Here is a 15,242-nt window from a genome sequence, read left to right as displayed (position 1 = left end):
ATTCAGAGCGAAACTTCCCCTAACTAATGTCCTAATGTCAAACAAAGTCGCAATTTTCCTAGATGTTGAGAATCTATCCGGATGGTTGAAGTCAGAAGGTGGAAGCATTTTGCTGCAACAAGCGAATGCACTCGGACAGGTGATGATTCAACGAGCCTATGGTGACTTTAGTAATGCAGCGATCAGTGGTCGCCAAGAGGATCTGATTAACTTGGGCTTTGAACTTGTTCACGTTTACCATCCCGTTAAAGGCAAAAATGCTGCTGATATTCAGATGGTTGTAGATGTCATGGAGATGACTGCACGATCGCCCGATATTTCTTGGTTTGTGCTGGCAACCAGCGATGCTGACTTTTCGCCATTGTTTCGGCGGTTGAAATCACTCGGTAAGAGAACGATCGGAATTGGTCGAGAATCGGTTCTGAGTCGAACGGTGCAAAATTGTTGCGATCGCTTTATCTACATCGACGCAGATAAAACTTCGGAAACAGCAATTGATCCTCAAGTCCAAGCACTCAAATTATTAAGGCAAGCACTTTCCAGTCTTCAAACACCAACAACGCTCCCCTTACTCAAAGCAGAAATGCTGAAACAAGATCCAACATTTGATCACAGCAAGTTAGGGTATGGCAAGTTTCTTAAGTTTGTTGAGAATGCGAATTCTGTTGTCAAACTGGAGCTAATCAAAAAGGAATGGCTAGTTCATCCTGTAGCTGAGAATGTGAATATTGTTAGCCTCACCGCAAATAGCAAAAAATCTAAGAAAAAAGCAAGTTAACGCCGTATCACTTGAGGAGCCGCAACTGCAAAATTCCTCGGTCTAACCACATACATTCCTGACCAACTGGCTAACAATTGTTGAGACAATTGCTGAATTTCAGCTTGTTGTGGAACACTCATGCGCCATTCGGACGGAAGCCCGATCGTGCTGTTATACGCTCCAGAAAGTGCCCCAGTGAGTGCGGCAACCGTTGGAGTCCGATACCCGATTTGTAGCGATCTCAGAACCGACAAGCGAAAGTCTCCTGGCGTGCTGAGAAAACAATACAAGGCTAACGCAACGGCAGCATCTCCCAGCGTGGCATCACTCAGCGTCAAAATAAGCTGAGTCGCCTCTTCAAGTCCAATGCCCTGCTGTACCATCGTTTCGACCTGCTGAAGCCGCTGGAGCTTAGGAACTCCTTCAGGCGGCGGTAACAAGACTTCAAACATCGAAGTGACAAAGCGGCGAGGATTGAGCGATTCGAGTAAAGCTTGCGAGAACGTATATCCGATCGCCAGTAAGTCCAGCTCCGACACCGCAGAATTCTGCCATAGCCTCAGAACAGTCTGAGCATTCTGCCTCAGCTTCAGAAAGTCTTCGTGAAAGAACAGGAACACAGGCAGAAGCGCGATCGCAGATTCCGCCGTTGTCAGTGGCTCTCGAAAAATCGGATGGTCTTCTGTTTCGATTCGCTCCGGAGTAATCAAAGACTCCGCGTAAAACTGCATGAGCTGATCGAGCGAATACCGACGAGCAGGAACCCGATTCAGCGATTGCAGTGCGATCGTTTCGCCGATTAGCGCCCCCATCATTGCGGCTTGAAATCGATAGAGAAGGGCAGATTGCATGATTATTTCTCGAAACCTAGTGTAAAATCTTCGCTGACTTGGTTGGTTTTTTGGCAGATTCAATCCGTTCGATGCAACCTTACCCCCTGATATCGCGTCTCATGATTCGTCCTTATTCTCGCTTGTCTATGCGGACTGTTCGATCGCTGATCATTTCGATTGCGCTGGTGCTGAGTACGATCGTGCCTGGATGGACGCAGACTCGACCGATTCTCCGAGTTGGAAGTCAAGGCGCAACGGTGACTGAGCTACAAAGCACTTTGAAACTTTTAGGATATTTTTCAGGTTCAGTCAATGGTGCATTTGAAGAAAGCACCGATCAAGCTGTAAAACGCTTTCAACAGGCGGCGGGAATTACAGCCGATGGTGTGGTTGGGAATGAAACCTGGAACCGCTTGTTTCCCACTTCTGAGCCTACGACGCTGACTCCAGCGCCTCGGACTCCTGAAGCACGTCCGGTTCGTTCTGAGCCTGCACCGACGGGAGCGTTTCCGATTTTGCGACGGGGTGCGAGAGGTGAAGCAGTACAAGGATTACAAAGTCGATTGAGAGCGATCGGCATGTATGACGGAGAAGTTGATGGGGTGTTTGGCGCTGGAACTGAAGCAGCGGTAAAAGCAGCACAGGCGAAGTTTGGGTTAGCGGTTGATGGGGTGGTTGGGGGTGCAACTTGGGCAGCAATCTTACGCTAGTTTGGGCGATCGTTGCAGTCCGTAAAGCGCTGTAAACATTAGTGAATTGAGTGAGCCGAACTGAGATGGGAGTGCTACTTTAGATTCAAGACACAAAAGAAGTTGAAACCCTTCTTCCCAGTCAGGTTAAAGCCTGTGTCTCCTGCTTTAATCGCTCGCAAAGTCTAAAAGGCGAAACTACGATCAACCTTCAATTACTTTCAGATTTGTCTCTTTCACTTCAGTTTAATGGTTCAATTTGAGGCAAGCTAAAGTTCAATGAAAACTACAGCCTGATTTGGCTGAATGTGTGGTGAATGCTGATTAGAATGTTTGCGATTTTGTCCACCTTACTTGTTACTTCTTGTTTCAGCTACACATACAACTAAGTGACTACAGTTTTCAGGGTTTGGCGTTTTGCCAGACCCTTTGATGTATGTTTGAGGTCATCGCACAACTCTGTGAATGTGGGTTCGATGGGAAGCGTTCGCTCCGATGTCAAATCCGGGTCGCCCCCTCAATCCCCCATTCTAGGGGACTTAGAGAAGAACAATTCCCTAAGCTTAAGAAGTTTTCCGGCTTTCAAAGTCCCTCACTTGTGGGGGATTTAGGGGGCAAGAAGCCGATCGAGCCGAAGCGAGAAACTCGTTGCATTCGCCTTAGCTGACCCCAGAGAGGACAGGTTGGTGAGATCGCCAATTTAAGTGCTGCGATCGCTCCCTTGCCAATCTCGGAATATCTGCCGCAACAAACTGCTGATGCAACATCTGAACACTTAATAGATGATTGATAATGCCATCTAGCTGAGTTCGTGCAGAAAGCGGTGTGTTCGGATCGGCATGGCGTTGCAGCACTTGATTCACTGCCTCAGCATCAAGCAATCCTGCATCTGCGATCGCCCGGTTTGAAAGATACAGATCACACAGCGATCGCAATGCTCTTTGCTTTTCCACATCCGTATGCGAAGGAGGAGCCATAAACGCAAACTTCTGGCGATCGTACAATGCTTGCGGTAATAGTCCCTTCATTGCTTCCCGCAACACATACTTATCTCGCTTGCCGCGAAAACGCATCAATGGCGGGAGTGTGACCGCAAATTCAACTAAATGATGATCCAAGAATGGAGGACGCGCTTCCATTGAGTTTGCCATATCGACGCGATCGCCTGCCCATCCCAGAACTTGTGATTCAAACTGAGTTTTGATCCAAATGTATTGCACTTTATCAAGCGGATGTCGAGCGGAGATTTGAGCAGGATCAAGGGCGGTAGCGATCGCTGCTCCAGGTGAATAGTTCGCAGTTGCAGCGCGATGCTCCGGGTGCAACAATCCAGGAACTTGTGCCCCCATTGATAACCAGGACTGTAAGCAACTCGGCGTGAAGCCAACTAACTGAGTTAGGGCTGGATCATCTAATGCTTTTTGAGCTAGTAGATTGCCCTGGAACAATCGATTACTTTCTTGTAGCCAAGCTTCGAGATCGGCGCGTTCCTCTGGAGTGGCATCATTCATGCCGTGACGAATCATATCCAATCGCAGTTGAGGATATCCGGCAAACAGTTCGTCGGAGCCTTCACCCGTGAGAACAACGCGATATCCGGCTTTATGGACGTGCTCACTCAGGAGCAGTTTGGCGATCGTAAACGTATTGTAGATACTGCGCTCGGTGTGCCAAATTGCGCGAGCAAAGTGATCGTATAGTTCGCCCCCCCGCGTCATTACAATGTCTTGATCGGCTCCGACCGCTTGCGACATTTGTTTTGAAATCTCAGTTTCATCATAGTCCTGATTGTCAAATCCAACTGTAAACGCTTTCACCGGAGATTGTTGGCAGGCGGCAGCAATTCCTAAAATTGTGCAAGAATCAATTCCACCCGATAGATAGCAAGCCACCGGAACATCTGCTTCTAACTTGAGTTGAATTGCTTCGATAAAGCGTTCTCTTAGCGTTTCGATGTAATACTCGTCGTCGTATTGTTGGGTACGATCGCTGAGTAAGGGAAAGTTCAAATCCCAGTAAGTTTTGGTGCGAACCTTCAGTTCTCCATCTTGACGCTCAACAATCACCATCTGTCCCGGTTGAACTGCGTGAACTTCCTCAAATGCAGTCGTTCCCGGAACCATGAGTTGCATGAGTTGATGATACAGTCCGTGTGATGAAATTTTACGCTTGACTGCGGGATGAGCAAATAAGACCTTAATCTCAGAACCAAACACCAACCCTTCTGGAGTCATTGTCCAGAACAAGGGCTTAATGCCAAAGCGATCGCGTACTAATGTGAGTCGATCGTATTGCTTTTCATAGATTGCAAAGCCGAATTCTCCGCGCAGATGAGGTAATGCACCTTCTAATCCGAAGCGGTGAGTTAAGTGCATCAATAGCTCTGTATCGCTTTTGGATTTAAACTGATAGCCGCGTGAAGTCAGGTCTGCTCGAATGCGTTTGTAGTCATAGAATTCGCCATTGTGAGCGATCATGATTTGCTGATTTTCTGACACAAAGGGCTGACGAGCACGATCGGCGTTTAAATCAATAATGGCTAAACGGGCATGAGTGAAACCGACACCGCGATCGTTGATCGTTTTCCAGCCGCAGCCATCTGGCCCTCGATGCGATTGAATGGCTGCCATTGCGATTAAAACCGCAGGATCGATCGGTCTTGCTGGGTCGTGCTGGAAAATACCACCAATGCCACACATACACCTTTCTCCTACAACTAGGAAATCAATTCGCTTTGCTCACTGTATGCAGGATCACATTTCAAAGAATCTATTGTTTGGAATAATTTAAGATTTTCTGTTATTTGAATGAATATCTGAAGCCATCTGCTTTATGTAGAAGTTTGTAATATCTGAACAAGCATTCAGATGTTAGAATCAAGCCAACTGATTCGGAGAAAATAAGATGACGACCGTAACCCAAATGAAATGCGCTTGTGAACCTTGCCTGTGCATCGTCTCAACCGATAGCGCTGTTCAGAAAGACGATAAATTCTATTGCAGCGAAGCCTGTGCAGATGGACATCAAGACGGACATGGTGACTGTGGACACAAAGGCTGCAACTGCTAAAAAACTAAAAAAAGCCGGAAGAAGTAAATCCTCCGGCTTTTGCATTTCAGTAGAAAGCTTACAAACTTGACATCACCGATCGTGCTGCTTCAATCGTGCGATCGATATCTTCATCGGTGTGCGCCAGCGAGGTAAAGCCTGCTTCAAACTGCGATGGAGCGAGGTAAACCCCCTGCTCTAACATTCCGCGATGAAACTTGCTGAACTTCGACAAGTCCGATTTTTTCGCATCTTCGTAGCTGTGAACAGGCCCTTCGGCAAAGAAGAAGCCAAACATTCCGCTAATCGAACCCCCGCAAGCGGCATGTCCAGTTTGTTTGGCGACATCAAGTAGACCTGCGATCAGGCGTGAAGTGATGCGATCGAGATAGTCATACGTCCCCGGTTGACGCAGCAGTTCGAGTGTTTTAATTCCCGCCGTCATTGCCAACGGATTGCCGGAGAGCGTTCCTGCTTGGTACATCGGGCCTGCGGGAGCAACCATCTCCATGATTTCGCGCCGACCGCCATAAGCACCGACAGGTAAACCACCGCCGATCACTTTACCCAATGTGGTTAAGTCCGGGGTAATGCCAAACTTCTCTTGCACTCCACCGTAAGCGATACGGAATCCGGTCATCACTTCATCGAACACCAGCAGCGCTCCGTGTTCTGTCGTGAGTTCGCGCAAGCCCGCAAGGAAGCCGGGGTCTGGGGGAATAAATCCAGCATTTCCGACGATCGGCTCCAGCATTACGCCTGCCACTTCACCCGGATTTTCTTCAAGTAGCTGTTTGACTGCTTCTAGGTCGTTATACGGTGCAGTCAGCGTACTGCTGGTGGTAGATTTAGGCACACCGGGAGAATCCGGTAAACCGAGCGTTGCCACACCCGATCCAGCCTTCACCAAGAACATATCTGCGTGTCCGTGGTAGCAGCCTTCAAACTTAATAATTTTCTCGCGTCCGGTGAATGCCCGCATCAAGCGCAGCACCGACATACAGGCTTCCGTTCCCGAATTCACAAACCGCACCATTTCGATACTGGGAACCGCGTCGATTACCATTTCCGCGAGGACGTTTTCGAGGTAAGACGGCGCGCCGAAACTCGTTCCTTTTTCCGCCGCCGCTTGGATTGCCCGAATCACCTCTGGATGCGCATGACCGCAAATCGCAGGCCCCCAAGTGCCAATATAGTCGATGTATTGATTGCCATCGACATCCCAAGCGTAAGCGCCTTTGACGCGATCGAACACGATCGGCTGTCCGCCTACCGACTTAAACGCCCGAACGGGAGAACTTACGCCACCCGGCATTAATTTCTGAGCAGCCGCAAAGATTTCATCTGATTTGGTGGTTTTCAAAGTACCTGTGATCAAAGTGGTCTCCTTAAATCAAATCCTGAAGATATTCCATAGGGCAGGTGAGTTTTGTCCACACAGCCGGGATACTTGAAAATTATCCCATTACTGGAGGCGGCTTGAATGTCGTACCAAAGTAATCGCGAATTGCCCAAAGAGGTTCGCGATCGCCTGTCGGAAACTGCCCAGCACTTCTATAGGGTAGCGTTTAACTCTGCGCTTCAGTGGTATGGGGAGGAGTCGAAAGCGCACCAAATTGCCTGGAGTGCGGTGAGAAATCAAGCGGTGAGTTTGAATAGCGCGATTGTTGAAGTTTTGTAAATCTATGAGTGCCGTTGAAATCTAATCTCAACGGCACTCAAGCTATTTAAATCCAGCGTCCGACGACGACTCGCACGGTTCCATCTTCTAGGACTTCTTCAGCTTCGATCGTATATCCCTGCTCTGCGGCAGTCCTTTGCAGTTGCTTGTGGGCGTATTTTTGCTGAACTTCATTGATAAATTGCGTTTGATTGATTCGCGCTCCCCAGAAGTCTGCAATCAGGACGTATTCATCGCCTTCGCGTCGAAAGCCGAGATCGTAGCCATTCGATCGCCGAATGACATAATCTGCTTGAATTTTATTGCCTTGATAGCCTCGCACAAGTGCATTTTGCTCAACTTTGTATCTGAGTTCGCGTAAGGCTTGATGTAGCACTTCGCCGTCTTTGATTTCAACTTTAATCGTCGTAAAGTGTGACATTTATTCAATCTCCAAATCAATTCCACGCTGGCGAGTAATGGCGCGTAACTCTTCGATCAACTGTATATCCTGTGAAGCTGGACGTGCTCCTGAATTGGCAGCCCATTGTTTCAGGGCATCGATTTGATCACGCGCGATCGCAGCGAGGGGAACAGATTCTTCGATCGCCCGCACGATATCTTCAGTTGTAAAGTCTCGACGGTTGCCAGGACTGCCCTGACTAAAAGCCCGTTGCATTCCATCGACGATCGTTTGCTCAATTTCTGCACCGCTAAACTGCTGAGTCTGACGAGCGAGTAACGCTAAATCGAACTCGCGGAGTCGGCTCGATCGTAATCTCTGAAGATGCACTCGAAAGATATCGCGTCGTTCTGGCTCGGTTGGCAAATTGAGGAAGAAAATTTCATCAAAGCGACCTTTGCGTAGGAGTTCAGCCGGGAGAATTTGAACATTATTCGCAGTCGCAACAATGAAGACTGGACTCGTTTTCTCCTGCATCCAAGTAATCAGACTGCCAAACACACGGCGACTGGTGCCAGAATCTCCGTCCATGCCTGCATTAATGTTGCCGAATGCTTTATCGATTTCGTCCATCCACAGCACACAGGGCGCGATCGCTTCGACAATTCGGATCATCTGCCGCACTCGACTTTCGCTTTCCCCGACCAGTCCGCCAAACAATCGACCCGCATCGAGCCGCAATAGAGGTAAGCGCCATTCGTGCGCGATCGTCTTTGCAGACAGTGATTTTCCTGTACCTTGAATGCCTGCAAGTAGAACGCCCTTTGGATTCGGAATGCCGTAGCGCCTTGCTTCTTCGGTAAAGCTATCTTGGCGCATTTGTACCCATTTTTTCAGATTGTCTAAACCTCCCACACTTTTGAGCGATTCTTGGGTGGTGAAGAATTCTAGAATTCCAGTTTGACGAATCGCTTGGCGTTTAGCCTCAAGAACACTATCAATATCTTGTTCGCTGATGTGTTGTTTGGCTGCGATCGCTTTAGCTAATACTCGCTGAATTCGGGCGCGGCTCAATCCCTGACAAGCTTTTACCAATTGTTCGCGACCCAGTTGAGAGAGTTTGAGCTTTTCCGCCACAACGATCTGAGCAATCAGCGCATCAATTTCTTCTACATCAGGGAGCGGGAAGTCGATTACCGTCATTTCTTCGATAATCTCTTGTGGCACATCAAGAGAATGGCTTGTGAGTACCAAGGTTTTACGACTGCGCTTCAGGTCACGCGCCAGGTTTTTGATCTCCCGCACGATTGGAGCATTCGTTGCTTGTAGCGGAAATTTGAGAATCGGATGAAGATCGCGCAGAACATAAACTGCAGCTTGATTATTTGAAGCTTTGGCAATGCGTCCAAGGGCTGCGATCGCTGATCCTTTGTCTGCTCCGTTATCATCCCAACCGCGCACAATATCCCAGCATCGTAATTCCCGCTCGGATTGTTGGCACACTTGTAGAAGAACGGCTTCGATCGAGTCCTCTTCGACTCCGACTAAGTAAATCAGTGGATATCGAGCGCGTAACATCAAATCGAGTTGCTCGATAATTTCTTGCTGAGAGCGAGTAGCAACCATGTGAACGATCGCGACGAAATTTGGTTCGAATATACCACAGCCAGCAAATTGAATTTTCGGCACACTAGAGAAAGTATGGTATTAACTCAGTGTGACGAATTCCCCGAACGAATTTGATGCAGTGCTAGGAAATTTAGCCCGTCCGATGATGGGTAGCGCTGTATTGGGAGGAATCGACGGCATTCGGCAACGGCTTAAGAGCGATCGCATCGATCAACGAATTGCAGCCTTGCAAGAAATTCAACACACAGCAGCAGGGCTAGATCTGTTAGTTCAAGCCTTAGATGATTCGGCGATCGCAGTTCAGAAAGTTGCTTATACATTGTTGCAACCTTATCCAGAACTACTGCAATTGTATCCGCACTATCGATTGTTTGAATGTTTAGCGGCATTAAAAGGACATCACACTGGAATTACAGCAATCGCAGTTGCAACACAGCATTTACGGTATGGAGATCGAGCGATCGCGATTAGTGCGAGTCGAGAGGGATTGATTCAGGTTTGGGACATTGCGGCTGAAGATGTCATGTTTAGCATTCAGGCTTATACCTTTGTTTACACCATTTCGATTGATAGCGAAGCTGATATTTTTATGATTCAAGGAGCAAAGCGCAAGGTACGATCGTGGAGTCTGAAAAACGGTCAAGAAATTGAGCCGACCGAGATTAAATTAAGGCAAATTGCATCGGTGACGAGAAATGACGATCGCTATCTCATTAGCGGCAGTCAGAACACAATTAAAATCTGGGATTTGCAGGCAGGGCGGGAAGTTTGTCAATTGCAGGGACATACAAGCCTGGTTACAGCCGTTGCTGTCAATGAAGATCAGTCTTTAATTGTTAGCGGGAGTGAAGATAAAACGGTGCGAATTTGGGGAATTTCTGCATTGCCGCAAATGCGATAAACTGCTTCTACGCATTAGGGCAATACCGTGGCTCAAGTTGTTCTCGAAAACGTCTACAAATCCTATCAAAAGGGCGATCAAAGCGAAAATACAGCCGTGTTGCGATCGATTAATCTCCTGATCGAAGACGGTGAATTTATGGTGCTAGTTGGCCCCTCAGGATGCGGCAAAAGCACCTTGTTAAGACTGATTGCAGGACTCGAAGAACTCACTGCTGGAAACATTCGAGTGAGCGATCGCGTAGTTAACGATTTGCCACCGAAAGAGCGCGATATCGCCATGGTGTTTCAGAACTACGCGCTTTACCCACACATGAGCGTCTATGATAATTTGGCATTTGGACTACGACGCACCAAGTTAGACGGAAAAAATGCGAATTGGACAGAAAATTTAGCGGTTGGAGCGACGCGAAACTTACCCAGTGGAATGCGTTACATCAGCGATCGAGAACGCGCCGTTCGAGAACGAGTCAAGCTGGTCGCACAAATGCTGCAAATTGAGCCATTATTGCATCGCCTACCGAAACAGCTTTCAGGTGGACAAAAACAGCGAGTTGCACTCGGTCGAGCCATGGCAAGAAACCCGCAAGTCTTTCTGATGGATGAACCGCTCTCAAACTTAGATGCAAAGCTCAGAGCCGAAACACGGGCGCAGATTGTCAAACTTCAGCGTCAGTTAGGAACCACCACAATTTATGTCACGCATGATCAAACCGAAGCGATGACAATGGGCGATCGCATTGCCGTCATGAACGGCGGACAGATTCAACAGCTTGCCACACCGCTAGAACTCTACAATCACCCTGCAAATCGCTTCGTGGCTGAGTTTATTGGATCGCCCCCAATGAATTTCATTCCGATGCAAGTTCGCGCTCCATTGACCTTGCATCATGCTCTATTTCAACTCACACTCCCGAATCACTGGGCATCAGCGCTCAGCCGCTACGATGGTCAAATGATTACGCTAGGCATTCGTCCTGAGCATCTGAGTTTAAGCGATTCTAATGAGCAGACCATTCTAGTTGCAGTCGATTTAATCGAAGCTTTAGGGCATGAAACCGTTCTCTCTGTCAGACTCGCTGACAAGTCAGACACCATGCAGGTTCGTACCACTCCCGATCGCACCGTCAGGCTGGGTGAAGCTCTGAGATTGTTTGTGCCGATCGACAAAATTCATCTGTTTGATGAGAAAACTGGAGCAGTGATTGTTCCTTAGCTAATACTGAAAGTTTGTCGCCTGCATCTCTGTTCTGGGCAGGAGGGTTTGCATTAGCGCATACCAGCTCGCTGGCGCAATAGAATTCCTTTCTGGGAATCCTAAAAAGGACGTGTATCAGGGATTCCACGATGATTGGTCAGGAGATTGAGACCACCGCAGCACTAAGTTTTTGTCACGTTCTCGATCGAGTTGCGGCTCCAATTTTTATTCAAGATCGTCATGCTCGCGTTGTGTTTGTGAATCGCGCCCTTGTCGCACGATCGCGCTACACCGCTGCACAACTCCTCGAAGGTGCCGATCGCGTCTTCTCCGCAGAATTAAGAGACGATGGAGGCATTTTCACCCGCGAAACCGATGTGATTCAGACAGGCTACCTCCACGATGCTAACGGACAAGCGCAAGCGGTTTCAGTGGTTAAGTCGATCGTACACGATGCAGACGGAAATCCTTTTGTTATCGGAACAATCGAAGATTCAATCAATGCGGACAGAATTGATCGCGCCAGAAGCGAGATCGAACGACAGCAGGCGGAAGTTGCACTTCTAAAGTCAGAACAACGACTATCGATGCTGATTCAACACGCACCGATGGGGATTATCGAATGGACACCGGAATTTACCGCGAAAGAATGGAATCCAGCAGCCGAAAAAATCTTTAAAACTCCACGATCGCAAGCAATAGGACGGAATGGAAACTGTTGGGTGCCGGAACAGGATCAAGCAAAAGTCAATCAGATTATTAAAACGCTGTTTGAGCAACAGGGTGAAATTCACAGCATTAATCAAAACCTCAGAGACGATGGAGAAATCATTGTTTGTGAGTGGTATAACAGCCAGATTTTAGATGCAGATGGAAATATCACGGGTGTTGTTTCAATGGCTCGCGACATCAGCGATCGCATCCGGTTAGAGGCAGAACGCGAACAAGCGGATCTTGCACTCAAACAATCCGACGCCCAACTCCGTCAACAAGCCCAAGAGCTTGAATCTGCATTTAAGCAACTCCAAAAAACTCAGGCACAACTGATTCAAAATGAAAAAATGTCGAGCTTGGGGCAATTAGTTGCAGGCATTGCTCACGAAATTAACAATCCAGTGAGTTTTATCTACGGCAACGTTGAACACGCAAAAGACTATATCGAAGATTTGCTACGGATAATTCAGCTTTATCAAGCGGATCATCCGGTTCCCAGTGAACAGATTGCCGAAGAACTCGAAGACCTGGATTTAGAATTTGTGCGGCACGACTTAATGAAGCTGCTGGACTCAATGGGAACCGGAGCAGAACGCATTCGCGATATTGTGCGATCGCTCAGACATTTCTCGCGCCATGATGAAGCGGATCTAAAAGCGGTCGATTTGCACGAAGGGATTGAAAGTGCATTGATGTTATTACAGCATTTGTTAAAGTCAAATCGAGCTTGCGGGAGTCCGTTGCTGCGTCCAGCCATTCAGATTGTCAAAGACTATGGCGCTCTACCAAAGATCCAATGTTACGCAGGCTTGCTGAATCAAGTCTTTATTAATGTGCTATCTAATGCGATCGGTGCAATTAATGAGCGCTGGCTTGCAGAAGAAATTGACTTTACTCCAGAAATTACAGTGCAAACTTCGCTGTTTCAACAGTCAGATTCAACCGAGTGGGCGCGGATTTCGATTACAGACAACGGCATCGGCATGACTGCGGCAACACAGCGCCGTTTGTTTGATCCATTCTTTACGACAAAGCCTGTGGGACAAGGGTCAGGATTGGGACTATCTGTGAGCTATCAGATTGTGACTGAGCAGCATGGAGGACGATTAAGCTGCGATCGTCCCTCAAAACGGGGTGCAACTTTCGTAATTGAGATCCCGGTGCGGCAGTTAATGTGGAGTTGAGCAATTGATCCGGTAAACTGAGCTACACTGCAAGACATTGTGTAGATTCATGCGTCAGATTAGAACTTGGAAAACGTTTACGATATTTACGATTTTGGGAGTTGTGCTTAGTTGGCTGGTCAGTTGCGGCAGTGGGACTCCCAACGGACAAAGAGCGGCGGACGGTCAGCTTGATTTTTGGACGATGCAACTGAGCCCACAGTTTGATAACTATTTCAAAGCGCTGTTTGCAAAGTTTGAGCAAGAAAATCCGGGCGTAAAAGTTCGCTGGACAGACGTGCCTTGGGCAGAGATGGAGCGCAAGATTTTGACTTCTGTGGCGGCGAAAACGGCTCCAGATGTGGTGAATCTTAATCCTGGGTTTGCGTCTCAGTTGGCTGAGCGGGGCGCGTGGATGAATCTCGATGAGAAAATTCCGGCGGACGTGAAGCAACAGTATTTTCCGGGAATTTGGCAAGCGAGTACGCTGAACGGTAAAACCTTTGGTGTGCCTTGGTATTTGACCACACGAGTTGCGATTTACAACACGGATTTGATGAAGAAAGCAGGCATTTCCAAACCGCCTGCGACTTATGCAGAACTGGCTCAAGCTGCAAAGCAAATCAAGGAAAAAACTGGAAAATATGCGTTCTTTGCCACAGTTGTTCCGAATGATTCTGGGGAAGTGATGGAATCGTTTGTGCAGATGGGTGTTCAGTTAGTCGATGCTCAGGGCAAAGCGGCATTTAATACGCCTCAAGGTAAAGCGGCATTTCAGTATTGGGTTGATATGTACAAAAATGGTTTGATGCCAAAAGAAGTCTTAACTGAAGGACATCGACACGCGATCGATCTCTATCAGCAGGGCAATACGGCAATTTTGGCATCGGGTGCGGAGTTCCTCAAGTCGATCGCGAAAAATGCACCGACGATCGCTCAAGCCTCGCAGTCTGCTCCGCAAATCACGGGCGATACTCGCAAGAAGAATGTTGCCGTAATGAATATCGCAATTCCAAAAGATACGGATCAGCCGGATGCTGCTGTAAAGTTTGCGCTGTTTTTGACCAATAATGCCAATCAGCTTGAATTTGCTAAAGCTGCGAATGTGTTGCCCTCGACAATTCAAGCGGCACAAGATGGTTACTTCACGGCTGCACCCGCGAATGCGACTGCGATCGATAAAGCCAGAATCGTCAGTGCAGGGCAGCTTAAGGAAGCGGAGGTGTTGATTCCGGTAGTTAAAAATATCAAGACGTTGCAGCAGACGATTTACGAGAATCTTCAGGCGGCAATGTTGGGTAAGAAAACTGTAGATCAAGCGATTAACGATGCAGCGCAGGCTTGGAATAGTCAGGCTTAGAGTTGCTGAATTGATGAGATTTCTCGCTGCGTTGGGGGCGAATCGCCCTCATTCCCAGCCCTTCTACCCTGTACACACAAGTCGATTGGTTTGTGATTGCTGAGATCCCTCGCCCCCTAAATCCCCCATTCTGGGGGACTTTGAAGAAAAAAGAGTTTTCTAATGCAATGATTTCTTCAAGTTCAAAGTCCCCCAATTTGGGGGATTTAGGGGGCTGAAGCCGATGGCAACGAAGCGGGAAAGAGATGTTTGTGCACGGTAGGAGGGATTTAGGGGGCAATCACCCCTTCAAACCGAAGCCGAGAAACTTGCTGAACTCGCCTGATATCTAGAAATCACCTGCATCACTTTGGTCACACTCTGGTCGATCGTTTCCTCCGCAGTCGAGCAAGTGACCTCCGGATTCAAAGGCGCTTCATACGGTGCATCAATTCCAGTAAACTGTGGGATCTCTCCATTTCGCGCTCGTTGATACAGTCCTTTCACATCTCTTTGCTCACAAACCGCTAAAGGCGCATCAACAAACACTTCAATAAATGCACCAATTTGCGATCGAACTTCTTGCCGAATCGATCGATAAGGCGAAATCGCAGAAACCAACACAATCACACCGTTTCGAGTCAGTAAATGCGCCACAAACCCGATCCGACGAATGTTCTCTTCACGATCGGCTTGACTAAATCCCAATCCTTTGGTCAATGTTTGGCGTACTAAGTCCCCATCTAAATGTTCAACTTTTAAGCCCTGCTCAATCAAGTGTTGGCAAACGGCTTGAGAAATTGTGGTTTTACCTGCACCGCTTAATCCTGTAAACCAAACCGTTAAGCCCTGCTGAGCAATGTCCGGTTTGGCTAACTCTAAGGTATCGATGTTTTGCAGCATGTC

General features: G+C 47.9%; 14 protein-coding genes. 8 read left to right on the top strand and 6 right to left on the bottom strand.

The annotated features are described in order from the left end of the window. Positions 1 to 34 precede the first annotated feature (34 nt). Positions 35 to 778 carry an NYN domain-containing protein gene (locus H6F51_17300; GenBank protein ID MBD1824231.1) on the top strand — a complete coding sequence of 248 codons (744 nt, stop codon included), beginning with the start codon at positions 35 to 37 and terminating at the stop codon, positions 776 to 778. Here the strand turns inward: H6F51_17300 and H6F51_17295 are convergent. Continuing rightward, complete coding sequence (locus tag H6F51_17295) at positions 775 to 1,611, bottom strand: ADP-ribosylglycohydrolase family protein (GenBank protein ID MBD1824230.1); 837 nt, start codon at positions 1,609 to 1,611, stop codon at positions 775 to 777. The genes H6F51_17300 and H6F51_17295 overlap by 4 nt on opposite strands. 128 nt (positions 1,612 to 1,739) lie before the next feature. On the opposite strand from H6F51_17295, the gene H6F51_17290 reads away from it, so the two are divergent. Next, complete coding sequence (locus H6F51_17290; GenBank protein MBD1824229.1) at positions 1,740 to 2,303, top strand: peptidoglycan-binding protein; 564 nt, start codon at positions 1,740 to 1,742, stop codon at positions 2,301 to 2,303. Between the two features lie 638 nt (positions 2,304 to 2,941). Here the strand turns inward: H6F51_17290 and asnB are convergent. Further along, positions 2,942 to 4,981 carry an asparagine synthase (glutamine-hydrolyzing) gene (gene asnB / locus H6F51_17285; GenBank protein ID MBD1824228.1) on the bottom strand — a complete coding sequence of 680 codons (2,040 nt, stop codon included), beginning with the start codon at positions 4,979 to 4,981 and terminating at the stop codon, positions 2,942 to 2,944. Between the two features lie 205 nt (positions 4,982 to 5,186). On the opposite strand from asnB, the gene H6F51_17280 reads away from it, so the two are divergent. Then, positions 5,187 to 5,351, top strand: coding sequence for a metallothionein (locus H6F51_17280; protein ID MBD1824227.1), 165 nt, complete (start codon positions 5,187 to 5,189; stop codon positions 5,349 to 5,351). A gap of 58 nt (positions 5,352 to 5,409) precedes the next feature. Here H6F51_17280 and hemL read toward each other — a convergent pair whose 3' ends face one another. Beyond that, positions 5,410 to 6,708 (bottom strand): glutamate-1-semialdehyde 2,1-aminomutase, encoded by a 1,299-nt coding sequence (gene hemL, locus H6F51_17275; GenBank protein ID MBD1824226.1) that lies wholly within the window; start codon positions 6,706 to 6,708, stop codon positions 5,410 to 5,412. 105 nt (positions 6,709 to 6,813) lie between these two features. Between hemL and H6F51_17270 the strand changes: the two genes are divergently transcribed. Next, positions 6,814 to 7,011, top strand: coding sequence for a ChaB family protein (locus H6F51_17270; protein MBD1824225.1), 198 nt, complete (start codon positions 6,814 to 6,816; stop codon positions 7,009 to 7,011). A 46-nt stretch (positions 7,012 to 7,057) separates the two neighbouring features. On the opposite strand, the gene H6F51_17265 is transcribed toward H6F51_17270, so the two are convergent. Both H6F51_17265 and H6F51_17260 read right to left on the bottom strand, forming a co-directional pair. Next, positions 7,058 to 7,432, bottom strand: a complete 375-nt coding sequence (locus H6F51_17265) for a DUF1257 domain-containing protein (protein ID MBD1824224.1) — start codon at positions 7,430 to 7,432, stop codon at positions 7,058 to 7,060. Next, positions 7,433 to 8,971, bottom strand: coding sequence for an AAA family ATPase (locus tag H6F51_17260; protein MBD1824223.1), 1,539 nt, complete (start codon positions 8,969 to 8,971; stop codon positions 7,433 to 7,435). It abuts the gene before it with no gap. Positions 8,972 to 9,110: 139 nt separating this feature from the next. Between H6F51_17260 and H6F51_17255 the strand changes: the two genes are divergently transcribed. The 4 genes from H6F51_17255 to H6F51_17240 all read left to right on the top strand — a co-directional run bounded on the left by H6F51_17255 (position 9,111) and on the right by H6F51_17240 (position 14,357). Next, positions 9,111 to 9,923 carry a hypothetical protein gene (locus tag H6F51_17255; protein MBD1824222.1) on the top strand — a complete coding sequence of 271 codons (813 nt, stop codon included), beginning with the start codon at positions 9,111 to 9,113 and terminating at the stop codon, positions 9,921 to 9,923. Between the two features lie 27 nt (positions 9,924 to 9,950). Then, positions 9,951 to 11,138: an ATP-binding cassette domain-containing protein gene (locus tag H6F51_17250; GenBank protein MBD1824221.1), complete on the top strand. Its 1,188-nt coding sequence runs from the start codon at positions 9,951 to 9,953 to the stop codon at positions 11,136 to 11,138. 131 nt (positions 11,139 to 11,269) lie between these two features. Continuing rightward, complete coding sequence (locus H6F51_17245; GenBank protein ID MBD1824220.1) at positions 11,270 to 13,018, top strand: PAS domain S-box protein; 1,749 nt, start codon at positions 11,270 to 11,272, stop codon at positions 13,016 to 13,018. 49 nt (positions 13,019 to 13,067) lie between these two features. Continuing rightward, a complete protein-coding gene (locus H6F51_17240; GenBank protein MBD1824219.1) occupies positions 13,068 to 14,357 on the top strand; it encodes a sugar ABC transporter substrate-binding protein in 1,290 nt (429 codons plus the stop codon). A 288-nt stretch (positions 14,358 to 14,645) separates the two neighbouring features. On the opposite strand, the gene cysC is transcribed toward H6F51_17240, so the two are convergent. Then, positions 14,646 to 15,197: an adenylyl-sulfate kinase gene (cysC, locus tag H6F51_17235; protein ID MBD1824218.1), complete on the bottom strand. Its 552-nt coding sequence runs from the start codon at positions 15,195 to 15,197 to the stop codon at positions 14,646 to 14,648. Positions 15,198 to 15,242 lie beyond the last annotated feature (45 nt).

It is taken from the genome of Cyanobacteria bacterium FACHB-DQ100, assembly GCA_014695195.1.
Taxonomy (GTDB): domain Bacteria; phylum Cyanobacteriota; class Cyanobacteriia; order Leptolyngbyales; family Leptolyngbyaceae; genus Leptolyngbya.
This window is presented reverse-complemented; position numbering and strand designations above follow the sequence as displayed.

What these genes read in the sequence shown, in the direction of transcription:
- H6F51_17300 (MBD1824231.1), top strand. Translation starts at nt 35, where the DNA reads ATGTCAAACAAAGTCGCAATTTTCCTAGATGTTGAGAATCTATCCGGA.
- H6F51_17295 (MBD1824230.1), bottom strand. Translation starts at nt 1,611, where the DNA reads ATGCAATCTGCCCTTCTCTATCGATTTCAAGCCGCAATGATGGGGGCG.
- H6F51_17290 (MBD1824229.1), top strand. Translation starts at nt 1,740, where the DNA reads ATGCGGACTGTTCGATCGCTGATCATTTCGATTGCGCTGGTGCTGAGT.
- asnB (MBD1824228.1), bottom strand. Translation starts at nt 4,981, where the DNA reads ATGTGTGGCATTGGTGGTATTTTCCAGCACGACCCAGCAAGACCGATC.
- H6F51_17280 (MBD1824227.1), top strand. Translation starts at nt 5,187, where the DNA reads ATGACGACCGTAACCCAAATGAAATGCGCTTGTGAACCTTGCCTGTGC.
- H6F51_17270 (MBD1824225.1), top strand. Translation starts at nt 6,814, where the DNA reads ATGTCGTACCAAAGTAATCGCGAATTGCCCAAAGAGGTTCGCGATCGC.
- H6F51_17265 (MBD1824224.1), bottom strand. Translation starts at nt 7,432, where the DNA reads ATGTCACACTTTACGACGATTAAAGTTGAAATCAAAGACGGCGAAGTG.
- H6F51_17260 (MBD1824223.1), bottom strand. Translation starts at nt 8,971, where the DNA reads ATGTTACGCGCTCGATATCCACTGATTTACTTAGTCGGAGTCGAAGAG.
- H6F51_17245 (MBD1824220.1), top strand. Translation starts at nt 11,270, where the DNA reads ATGATTGGTCAGGAGATTGAGACCACCGCAGCACTAAGTTTTTGTCAC.
- H6F51_17240 (MBD1824219.1), top strand. Translation starts at nt 13,068, where the DNA reads ATGCGTCAGATTAGAACTTGGAAAACGTTTACGATATTTACGATTTTG.